Below are 12,203 nucleotides of genomic sequence, written 5' to 3' on the forward strand. Positions count from 1 at the left end.
ATTACCGGAGTGGGAGTGACAACTGGAGTCGGAGTTGGAGTTATTACCGGAGTGGGAGTGACAACTGGAGTCGGAGTTGGAGTTATTACCGGAGTGGGAGTGACAACTGGAGTCGGAGTTGGAGTTATTACCGGAGTGGGAGTGACAACTGGAGTCGGAGTCGGAGTTACTACCGGAGTTGGAGTTGGTGTTGGCGGCGGGTCGATCGCGTCATCAGTCGAAAACACAATATTACCAACACTACTAGAACGCGGAAACGACTGCGATGTAATGCTAGATTGTCCCGTTGTAATTGCACCCGCCGTACCGTTGCTAGCAGCATCCCCCACCACAAACGGTTGAATCGGCGTCCCTCCATCTCCCCCAGCGTGTGTAATTGCGATATTTCCGCCACCTGTGCCGCCAGCAGTAGAAATGCTAGCAAATCCCGTCGGCGAAAGTGGGGTTGAAAAAGCACCCGTAGCGCGGAAAAAATTGCCTGTTATTGCTGTGACATCGCCGCCAGTGCCGCCAGTACCGCCTTGGGCATTGATAAACTCTACTTGAATATCGCCGATCGGATCTAAGAACACATTGCCGGCATTTCCGACTATAGCGCTAGAGTTAATTTGTCCGGTTGTAATTGAAGTTATCGCCTTAACAGTTATGTTACCGCCACTGTTTGCCGATGTATTCAAATTGCCTGCGGTGAAGTTGTTACCGCTTGTAAATAGAATTTCTCCGCCATTAGTAGTAATATTTTTAACGGTTATATCGCCCTGGGCAGTAATATCGACTTTGGCGGCGGTGACATCTCCCGATAAGTTGACTTTTTCCGTGTTTAGTGCTGTCAATTGTTGCGCGTTAATTGTCGAGTTTCCTGTCACATTGCCAGCATTGTCGATCGCAAGATTTCCTAACTTGCTGGTGGCCCCCACCGAACCGTTGAAAGTGATGCTGCCGCTACCGGAGGCTAGAGTTAAGTTGCGGGCATTAATGCTGTCACTGTCGATCGCACCAAAAGCCATATTTCCCCCGGCGGTACTAAATACCGCATCCTTTGTCAAAACTAAAGCATTGCTAATATTAATATTGCCGTTATTAGTCGTAACATTACCGCCTACTTTAGTATTTAAACCCGTAAGATTAACACCAGAATTACTGTTAACGTTTCCAATAAATTCTGCATTTGAGGCAGTAACATTCAAAACAGATAAGGGCGTTGTGTCTCCGATATTTCCTTGCATCAACACATTGCCTGTAGCCGCATCTAAGTTCAATAAATGATTACCGTCTATCGCACCAGTTATCTTAATATCTCCGCCGCTGGTACTGAGATTAATATCGTTGCCGAGTGTGACAGTGCCGTTGAGAGCGATCGGGTTTTTATTGGTATTGATGCCAGAATTTAAATTAATTGTGGAAGCGTTGAGGGCGATACTGCTGTTGTCATTGCCCGTCAGAGTGCCATCAAGTGCGATCGCACCAGTTCCCGTTTGAATATTTACCGGATCTAAAAATGTAAGATTAGAGGAAATACTAACATTTGCACTGCTATCCGATCGCCCGATCGCGATCGAGCTAAATCCATTTTGAATTACATTAATTTCCGATGCAGTCAAATCTAAAGCGCTAGTATTGTTATCAGTTCCGCCAACCGCAATATTTTGTCCGGCTGTTGCGGGTTGCAGCGTTAGTGCGCCAGTACCAGAAACATTCCCCGAAAAATCAATTTCACCTGCCGTTAAACTCAGCGGGTTACTACCTGCCGATAAACTCGAATCGAAAGCAATAGTTGCATCTCCCAGTGTAAAAGTTACAGGAGCTTTTAATGTCACCGGGTCGCTAAAACTAATGTTATCATTAGTTGTGGTGATATTTCCGCTAACCGCAACATTTCCGCCGCCATTTTGAATAAATTCACCGTCTAAATTCAAGTTATTCTCAATATTGAGATTTACCTTATTGGTAAGTGTGAGCGTGCCATCATTGGTGGTTGTTACACTTCCTTTGAGATTAACATTATCAGCCGCAATACCCAGATTGCCAGCTACGTCAACTGTCTTGTTGAAAGTAATGTCGCTGCCTGAAAGAATCGAGTTTGGGGCAACAGTGACAGCATCTGCATAAGTTTGACTGCCGGTTGTAGTGACATTGCCGCCTAAAGATATTTTGCTGTTGGCAGTTAAACTTGTGAGAGGAGTTGTTTCGCCGATCGCACTTTTGAAGGTAAGATTACCGCTAGCGGCCTTCACAGTCAAATCACTGATACCATCAACAGTATTATTGAAAGTAATGCTGTCACCTGAAAAAATCGGATTATTGGCAATTGTAACTGCATCTCCGTAGGTTTGACTGCCAGTTGTAGTCACATTTCCCTTGAGTTGAGTTGTGCCGCCAGCATCTGTAGTCAAACTCGCGGCATTGACTGCTTGATTAAATGTGGTTGTGCCTGTAGAGTTAGCTGTTAAATTGCCGATCGCACTTGCAGCACCAACTGCACCATTGAAGGTAAGATTACCGCTAGCGGCCTTCACAGTCAAATCACTGATACCATCAACAGTATTATTGAAAGTAATGCTGTCACCTGAAAAAATCGGATTATTGGCAATTGTAACTGCATCTCCGTAGGTTTGACTGCCAGTTGTAGTCACATTTCCCTTGAGTTGAGTTGTGCCGCCAGCATCTGTAGTCAAACTCGCGGCATTGACTGCTTGATTAAATGTGGTTGTGCCTGTAGAGTTAGCTGTTAAATTGCCGATCGCACTTAAACTCCCAACTGCACCATTGAATGTAACATTACCAGTACCCCCATTCAGAGTTAAATCGCTGCTGCCGTTAACAGTATCGTTGAAACTAATGCCGCTGCCGGAGAGAATTGGATTATTGGCAACAGTCACAGCATCTGCATAAGTTTGACTGCCGGTTGTAGTCACATTGCCATTGACTTGAGTTGTGCCACCAATATTAGTCGTCACACTCGCGGCATTGACTGTTTGATTAAATGCGGTTGTTCCTGTAGAGTTAGCTGTTAAATTGCCGATCGCACTTAAATTCCCAACTGCACCGTTGAATGTCACATTGCCGCTACTCGCCTTCGCCGTCAAATCGCTGGTGCCATCTACAGTATTTTCTAAAGTAATGCTGTCACCTGAAAGAATCGGATTGTTGGCAATTGTCACTGCATCTGCATAAGTTTGAGCGCCAGTGGTTGTCACATTTGCCTTGACTTGAGTTGTGCCGCCAGCATCTGTCGTCAAACTTGCGGCATTAACTGTTTGATTAAATGCGGTTGTTCCTGTAGAGTTAGCTGTTAAATTGCCGATCGCCTTTGAGCTCCCAACTGCACCATTGAATGTAACATCACCAGTCGTCCCATCCACAGTCAAATCGCTACCGATGTTATTGGAGTTAACAGTATTGTTGAAAGTAATACCGTTCCCTGTGAGAGTCGGATTGTTGGCAATTGTCACAGCATCTCCGTAGATTTGACTGCCGGTTGTCTTGACATCGCCATTGAGTGTAGTTGTGCCGCCAGCATCTGTGGTTAAACTTGCGGCATTGACTGTTTGATTAAATGCAGTTGTTCCTGTAGAGTTAGCGGTAATATTTCCTAATGCTGTAGTATTCCCAACTGCACCATTGAATGTAACATTACCGCTCACCGCCTTCGCAGTCAAATCGCTGGTACCGTCCACAGTATTATTGAAAGTAATGTCGCTACCTGTGAGAATGGGATTATTGGCAAGAGTGACAGCATCTCCGTAGGTTTGACTGCCGGTGGTAGTGACATTGCCATTAAGTGTAGTTGTGCCGCCAGAATTGGTCGTGAAACTGGTAGCCGTGACAGCATTAAATGTAGCTGTACCAGCACTATTGACGGTGATATTTCCTAATGGTGTAGTATTGCCGATCGCCGATTTAACTGAAAAGTTAACTGTACCTGTTTCTAAAGTGAGATTGCCGCTGCCATCAATGTTATTGTTAAACAGAATATTGCCACCTGCTGAATTGCCATTGCTCACTAAGACACTATCTCCAACTAAGGTATTGCCGTTAATTGTGATATCTTGAGATTGGGTGGTAATATTGCCATTTAAGTTATTAGTTGTAGCGTTGAGAGTAATGGAAGCATTATCAGTTCCCGAAATCGATTGATTGGGATTGACAAAAATAGTGCCTTGAGTATTGAAAGTCACAGGATCGGCAAAAGATACTGGCAAATTCTCTACAGTGATATTGCCTGTAGTAGTTTTCCCTCCGAAAATAATGGCACTAAAGCCATTACGCAATGAGGATAAAAAAGGTGCTCCTATATCGATCGCCTGCGGATCGAAAGGAAGTCCAGCCTGGAAGCGAATTCCGACATTCGGCGAAAACGGCACAATTGAAAAAGTGCCTTTACTCTGGGCGGAACCTGCTCCCGAAAAGCCAATCTCATTGCCGCTAATGCTAATATTTCCAGTACCGGGCAATCCATTAGCATCAACGCTATTTATCCCAACTTCATTGGGAGTTGCGATCGCGATATCTCCACCGGCACCGGAACTAGAACTAGAATTAACTACTCCTGAGTATGCAAAAATGTTGCCTGTTTTGCCCGTGAGTGTGATGTTTCCGCCATTGCCAGCAGTGGAACTGGAGTTAAGATTACTAGCATTAATATTGTTGGCACTTAGTGTAATTGGCCCACCATTTCCGGTACTGGATGTGGTATCAATTGCCCCTGCCGTCGTATCAATATCGCCATTAGTGCTGGTAAGGGCGATCGCCCGTCCGGGATTTCTCATACTACCAACGGTAATATTACCTGTAGTTTCAATTGAAAAGTCGATCGGACTCTTCACATCGAAAGCATTGATTGTTTTCAGGGAACGCAAACCTGTAGTCTCCCCAATGGGCCCGTTGACATTAATAACGCCTGTTCCCGTAGTCAAAACTAGGTTGCCATCGCCGTCAACCGTTCCCCCAAAAGTAATGTCGCCTGCATTCATTAACCCAGTATCTAGGGTGACATTAGAACCCGTAGCCAGAGAGACTTTGCCGCCAAAGGTAATATTCTGTTCGTTGGTGACAATATTTGCATTTAAGTTAGTGGTTGCAGCATTAAAAGTAATTGAAGCGTTGTTTTTACCTGTAATGTTTCCATTGACTGCAATTGTGGAATCTTGAATTGTGACGGGGTTATTAAAAGTAACGCCAGCGGGGTCAAGGGCGATCGCCCCCGTGCCATCCGTCCGTCCGATAACCATTTGCGAAAACCCTTTTAACGTGTCGAGCTCCGCCTGAATCAGATTCAAAGGAGGAACGTCAGGGTTATTCTGAGTACCGCCTATCAGAACACCTAAACTCGGCGTCAGCGGCTGTAAAGTAATAGTACCCTTGCCATTGACTTGAGTCGTCCCTAACAGTTGAATTTCATCGCCCGTCAAAGTGACATTGCCGCCCAAAGCCGCATCAATCACACCGGCCGCGAGGTTAATTGGAATGGAATTGTTGTTAGCACTTCCCGTGAGGCTAATATTACCCGTTCCCGTAGCTTGCACCGTTACCGGCGGTATGCTGGTGTTTAAGTTAATGCCGTAGCTGCTAAATGCTGTCCCTACAGCGGTACCGGTTAAAACAATATCTCCATTCTCCGATCGTACCGTGCCGTTGTTGAGCCAGATCCCGGAATTAGTGCCCGTCCCTGCACTGGCCGTACCCGTCAACGTCACCTTTCCCAAGCCTGCGGTTTGGATTGTAGCACCACTATCTACATATATGCCTTCGTTTGTAGACCCAGCCCCATCACCTGTACCAGTCAGACTGACATTTCCAGAGAGCGCTTTCACTGTGCCGCCTTGAAGTTGTATCCCTTGATTGCTATCAGTCCCATTGCCGCCAACACCGCTTAGAGTCAGATTCCCGGTGCCTGTGGACTCCACCACCCCTGAACTCGAAATGCCCCTGTTGTTGCCCGCGCTCCCCTTACCTGTTCCAGTTAGGGTGATATCTCCATTCTGCGATTTTACGGTGCTGGGATTATCAATAGTTATCCCTTGATTGCTGTCAGTCCCATTTCCTCCCGTCCCGGTGATGGTGACAGTCCCGTTCCCGGGCGTTGACTCGACTGTAGAGTTGATGATTCTAACGCCGGTGTTTTGGGTTAAAGTTCCAGCACCGTTACCAGCCAGGTTTATATTTCCCCCAGCCCGCACTGTACTGCTGTCAATAGATATCCCTTGATTATTATCTATCCCGTTCCCGCCAGTACCGTTGAGAGTAATACTCCCTGTCCCGATCGATTCCACTGTACTGGTAATAATGTTAATCCCCTTGTTGTCGCTTCCAGTTCCATTACCGCCAGTAGCATTGAGAGTAATACTTCCAGTCCCAGCCGTCGTGATTTTGCTGGTAGAAACAGAAATGCCGAGATTGTTGCTGACTCCAGCGACTCCTTGACCTCTAATAGAAATATTTCCAGTGCCGGCATTGAGCGTGGAACCTGTGAGAGAAACTCCGCTGGGATTTGCCGCTGTCCCTAATGCTGGGGAATTTGACGGGTTGGTGCCGCCTCCTAAAATGATGTTGCCGCCGTTGGAGTTGATGATAGCATTGGTAATGGCGATCGCCCCTGCACCACTGCCATCTACATCTGCATTCAGGGTGATACTGCCGCCGTTAGCCGTGATATTTTTGTTAACAAGTATGCTGTTATTAGCATTCAGAGTTAGGGAATTACTATTAGCCCATGAAACCGGAGCGCTGACTGTAATATCGCCTTGGTTCGGAGAAGCCGACGCAGTGGAAATAGTCACATTTCCCAAACCTAGCTGTGTTTGCAGCGTCCCATTATTAATTGTAGAAGTACCCGCCGAGGGCGTAAATGCTCCCCCTGCTAAAGTGCCGCCTGCATCCGCACCTGCGCTAATAGTAATATCAGTAGGATCTAAAAGTAAGGTTCCCGCAATCCCAAAGGTCGATCGCAAATCAACTAATCCTTGAAAATCCAGCGATTGCTTTCCCGACACTTCCACAAAGCCGCCATTCCCAGAAAACAAGCCACCTCTGGCCGTAATATTGCCGTTAAAGCGAGTAGTTTCATCAGCCCAAACTATGACTCGTCCTGCATTCCCATTACTAATAGCATCAGCATTAATCGTCGAGTCGCTGCTAACAAAAGTCCGCGCAGCATTGGGAACAGTCCCCAAACCCTGATAATCTCCGCCAATCAGTACATTGCCGCCACCGTTAATCCCAGAAGCATCGATATTGCCCGCAATAACACCTACTCGATCGCCTAAAATATTTACAGTACCGCCAGTGTTGCCAGAGACATTGAGACTGCCGGATGCGATCGTAGTTCCCGCAGTTACCGGCACAGAAACATTCCCTGTCAACACAACTTCGCCATTGGAATTTACTGTCAAACCCGTCGCCTGTGCCACACCTTGTCCAGTCAGCAACTCCGGCAAAGATAACACTGGCTGCGTCCAATTGTTTGGCAGCGAACTTTGATTTGCTGTCGGCTGAATATCCAAACTCAATAAATTTCCAGCTTGACTAATTCGCACCAAATTGTTACCCGGTACGGCGCTAATCAGAATATTGCCACTAGGCGCAGTTACCTGACCCGTATTGACAACCGTACCGCCGATCAAACTTAAACTTTGACCTGGTGTCACCGTCAAATTGCCTGCATTAACAATGCTGCCCCCTGGCAAATTTGTAAACGCAAAACTATTCGGCATCCCAATTAAAGTTGCCCAATTGTTATTGCCGATCGCACTAAACCACTGATTGTTCCCAAAACCAATCCCTGTCGCCGTAGTAGCATTAAAAGATCCAGGCACGTTGAGACTGGCATTCGGCCCGAAAATTATGCCAGCAGGATTCATCAAAAATAAATTGGAATTGCCACCCGTAACTTGAATTAAGCCATTTATTAAAGAAGGATTACCCCCAGTAATCCTTCCCAAAATATTTTGAATATTGGGATTGGTCAGAAAGTTAGCCGTTTGAGCCTCGCTGAGGCCAAACAGAGTAAAACTGTGAAAAAGATTAGCCCCATCTCCGCTGAAAGATCCCCCGGAAATGTCGTAGCGGTTGCCGTTGGGAGTAACAACTGTGTTAGTGCCGTCCGCTGCCGGGGCGATGGGTTGCGCCTTGGCAGAACCCGCCGCTGCACTCAGCCAGCTAACAATGAATAACCATCCGAGTAAATGTAATTTGTTGGCTGTCATTGTGTTTAAATATTGTGCTTAAAGTGCGATCGTATTTATTTCTACTATTTTTACCCCTAAAAATTTCTCATGTCAATAGGAGCAGCCTATTTTGGGTGATAGAATAATTAGGACTAAAAAATGAAATGTATGTTTTTAATTACTATGATTTACGTAAAAACAGTTTTTTTACTAGAAGTCAGGCGCGGGAAATGAAACTTAGTTTCTTTTTTTGACTTTCTATGCTTCCCTGACCCAATTACCTTAAAAAACCGGGTTAATGCGGCCGGGACTATTGGTGAAAATATGGCGCGGAATGCGAGGGTTAGGGGTTTAAAAAACTCGAAAATTTAGTCAAAACTACGTAAGTAACGCTCGCTTGTTATACAGCTTGCTTAGAGTGGCAAAAACTCGATACAATCCTACTCGCGGTCGCCGCCGCTGCTTTCTGCATCGGTCGAGCAGCTTGCAGCGCGCTTTCATGAACAACTGACTGAACAGCCGACGTTCTCTCGAAAACTTTATATTTTATGGAGGAACTTTACCAAAACTTTATAAAGGTCGAGTAAAATTTTTATGTATTTTTGATGAAAGCCAATATTTGCAAGTCTTGCACTCAACTTTAGACCGTTACCGAAACGAAGTAAATGTAGTAGGTTGGAAGTCTACGCAGGATGAAAATCTTGCTGTTACAGATTAAAGTGTGGCACTCTAGTGTCAGTGAAAACTCTTAGAAGAAGCACTCATTTACTCCAAAACACCCTTAAGTGAGATCTGTATGTAGATTCACTGGTGTGGAGCCTCTTCTTTAGGTTTGACGATCGTCCTAAATATCGCAGGCTCGCGATCGTCGATTCGCGTCACGGCAACATGGCATTTAGGGCATTTTCCGCCTTACTACCTAACAATACTGGAGGAATCAGGGTTATGACTACCTTAACGCTAGTCAAAAAAACATCTTTTACAGTCGCCAGCTTGGCAACCACAATGTTGCTCAGCATCTGCCCGCCCGTCCGAGCTTTCATGTTTGGCACCAGCGGCATCCAGTTCGATCAAGATACAAGTATAAACTTTACATTCGACCAATCTCACGGCGCTTACCAGTCCAGCTTGTGGGTAGCCCAAGCTCAGTCAGGAAACACTGGCTACACCAACATCGCCAGACTGTTCTACGAGACTAAACCCTCAGATAACGGCAGCGCAAATGACTGGCAGGGAAGCTTCGGCAACGCAGTCACCTCGGAAAACGGCTCCATCACCCAAACCTTCAAATTTTTGCAGGATCAAACTTATGCCCTGCTGCTGTGGAGCGACAGCGGCAGCGGCAAACCATTGGAGCAGTACGCCTCCAGCAGCACCTTCATGAACAGCCCCGAATGGTTTGCCGCCAACACCCAGTTCCGGAGAGATGACTGTCTGGTGGCGGGCTGTCAGCAAGCCGTGTTTGGCGACTTTAATCTCGACTACAACTCCGGCGACTTATTTACAAGCGTCAACGGCGGTAAAGGCCCAGAGCAATATTCATTGCTCACAATGGCCCAACTGGCTCAGGGTACAAAAATCTCCTTCGACGATGCCGGAGGAGGAAACGACGCGGACTTCCAAGACTTCACCCTGTCGGCTGAGTTAGCCCCCAAACCAGTCAACGGCCTTGCCTTCCGAAACTTCACCGTGTCGGCTCAGTTACCCCCCGAACCAGCCCCCGAACCAGCCCCCGAACCAGTCCCCGAACCAGTCACAGTATTCGGGACTATGCTGGGGATCGGGGCTTTGGCTGCGACTCGCAGGAAAAAAAAGCAAGGGCAGGAACCATAAAAATGACTCTTAACCAGCCCCATACAAATCTAAATAGTGCGTCTGTTCAGTGGTAATCTGAGGAATAGCATTTCTAAATGTTAAGACTTTTTCCATAACGGGAAAAATAGCATCCTAACAAAGGCACTATTCATGGTATCCACCGCAACAAAAACGAACGTAGGCTACATCACCCAAATCATTGGGCCGGTTGTAGACGTAAAATTCCCAGGCGGCAAACTGCCCCAAATCTATAACGCTCTCACGATTTCCGGCAAAAACGAAGCAGGTCAAGACATTGCCGTTACCTGCGAAGTTCAGCAACTGCTCGGAGACAGCCAAGTACGCGCCGTTTCCATGAGTACCACCGACGGCTTGGTGCGCGGCATGGAAGTAGTAGATACCGGGGAATCGATCCAAGTTCCCGTGGGAATCCCAACTCTGGGCCGGATTTTTAACGTCATCGGTCAACCCGTAGACAACCTCGGCCCGGTCAATACTTCCGAAAGTATGCCCATCCACCGCAACCCGCCGGCTTTCACCGAACTGGAAACCAAGCCTTCGGTGTTTGAAACTGGGATCAAGGTGATTGACCTGCTCGCGCCCTACCGTCGCGGCGGCAAAATCGGTTTGTTCGGCGGCGCAGGCGTCGGCAAAACCGTGATTATGATGGAACTCGTGAACAACATCGCCAAGGCTCACGGCGGCGTGTCCGTGTTCGGTGGTGTGGGCGAGCGCACCCGCGAAGGTAATGACCTCTACAAGGAAATGATCGAGTCGGGGGTTATTAACGAAGAAGACCGCAGCAAATCAAAAATTGCTCTGGTTTACGGTCAAATGAACGAGCCACCTGGTGCTCGGATGCGCGTGGGCTTGTCGGCTCTGGCGATGGCCGAATACTTCCGTGATGTCAGCAAGCAAGACGTGCTGCTGTTCATTGACAATATCTTCCGGTTCGTGCAAGCGGGCTCTGAGGTATCGGCTCTGTTGGGTCGGATGCCTTCGGCTGTGGGATACCAGCCGACTCTCGGTACAGACATGGGCGACTTGCAAGAACGGATTACTTCGACTACCGAAGGTTCTATTACTTCGGTTCAAGCTGTGTACGTACCTGCGGATGACTTGACTGACCCCGCACCGGCTACGACTTTTGCTCACTTGGACGCTACAACTGTGTTGTCTCGCGGTTTGGCTGCGAAGGGGATTTATCCTGCGGTTGACCCGCTGGATTCTACGTCTACGATGTTGCAAGTTAGCGTTGTCGGTGAAGAGCACTATGGTGTTGCTCGTCAGGTGCAGTCAACTCTGCAACGCTATAAGGAATTGCAAGATATTATTGCAATTCTGGGCTTGGACGAGCTGTCGGAAGATGACCGCTTGACCGTTTCTCGCGCTCGCAAAATTGAACGGTTCTTGTCTCAACCATTCTTTGTGGCTGAAGTGTTCACTGGTTCCCCTGGCAAGTACGTCAAGCTGGCAGACACCATTAAGGGCTTCCAGATGATTTTGGCTGGCGAACTTGATGAATTACCGGAACAAGCGTTCTATTTGGTGGGCGATATCAACGAGGCGATCGCCAAAGCTGAAAAAATGAAAGCTGACGCCAAGTAATTTTAGTCATTAGTCATTAGTCATTGGTCATTAGTCATTGGTCATTAGTTGTTAACTGTTAACTTTTAACTGTTAACAACTAAGTGACTGCTGACTGCTGACTGCTGACTAATGACTAATTACTAATGACTGCTGACTGCTGACTGCTGACTGCTGACTAATGACTAATGACTAAGGACAATTTATGACATTAACTGTGCGCGTAGTGGCCCCAGACAAAACTGTTTGGGATTCTAATGCTGAAGAAGTAATTCTGCCGAGCACCACAGGCCAACTGGGTATCTTGAGTGGTCACGCTCCCATGTTGACAGCTTTGGATACCGGAGTGATGCGCGTCCGTCCCGGCAAGGAATGGGTGTCTATTGCTCTGATGGGTGGCTTTGCAGAAATCCAAGAAAACAAAGTTACTATTCTTGTCAACGGCGCTGAAAAAGGCGAAACCATTGATAAAGAAGCTGCTCGTACTGCTTACACCGAAGCAGAAGCTCGTTTGCAAAAGGCTACTACCGGCACTTTGCAAGAGCAAATTCAAGCTAAGCAAGCAATCAAACGCGCGAGAGCTCGTTTCCAAGCTGCCGGCGGCACGCTCTAGCTCTCAGGTTAAGGACATAGTGC

General features: G+C 47.2%; 4 protein-coding genes. 3 read left to right on the forward strand and 1 reads right to left on the reverse strand.

Translation table 11 applies throughout. The annotated features are described in order from the left end of the window. Positions 1–8,204, reverse strand: an 8,204-nt coding sequence (locus QUA43_RS02740; RefSeq protein ID WP_333370814.1) for a two-partner secretion domain-containing protein, incomplete at its 3' end; no start/stop codon positions are given. Positions 8,205–9,110: 906 nt separating this feature from the next. Here QUA43_RS02740 and QUA43_RS02745 point away from each other — a divergent pair. The 3 genes from QUA43_RS02745 (at position 9,111) to atpC (ending at position 12,180) form a co-directional block, all read left to right on the forward strand. Further along, on the forward strand, positions 9,111–9,998 hold the full coding sequence (locus QUA43_RS02745) for a PEP-CTERM sorting domain-containing protein (protein WP_333370816.1): 888 nt from the start codon (positions 9,111–9,113) through the stop codon (positions 9,996–9,998). 132 nt (positions 9,999–10,130) lie between these two features. Further along, positions 10,131–11,588, forward strand: a complete 1,458-nt coding sequence (gene atpD / locus QUA43_RS02750; protein ID WP_333143861.1) for a F0F1 ATP synthase subunit beta — start codon at positions 10,131–10,133, stop codon at positions 11,586–11,588. Between the two features lie 184 nt (positions 11,589–11,772). Further along, entirely contained in the window at positions 11,773–12,180 is a 408-nt protein-coding gene (atpC, locus tag QUA43_RS02755; protein ID WP_333058306.1) for an ATP synthase F1 subunit epsilon, read from the forward strand. Positions 12,181–12,203: the final 23 nt, after the last annotated feature.

Origin of the sequence: Microcoleus sp. N9_B4 (assembly GCF_036701635.1) — a bacterium.
Lineage (GTDB): Bacteria > Cyanobacteriota > Cyanobacteriia > Cyanobacteriales > Microcoleaceae > Microcoleus.

Bases quoted from the DNA above. Each gene is read 5' to 3' on its own strand.
- QUA43_RS02745 (WP_333370816.1), top strand. From the start codon at position 9,111: ATGACTACCTTAACGCTAGTCAAAAAAACATCTTTTACAGTCGCCAGC.
- atpD (WP_333143861.1), top strand. From the start codon at position 10,131: ATGGTATCCACCGCAACAAAAACGAACGTAGGCTACATCACCCAAATC.
- atpC (WP_333058306.1), top strand. From the start codon at position 11,773: ATGACATTAACTGTGCGCGTAGTGGCCCCAGACAAAACTGTTTGGGAT.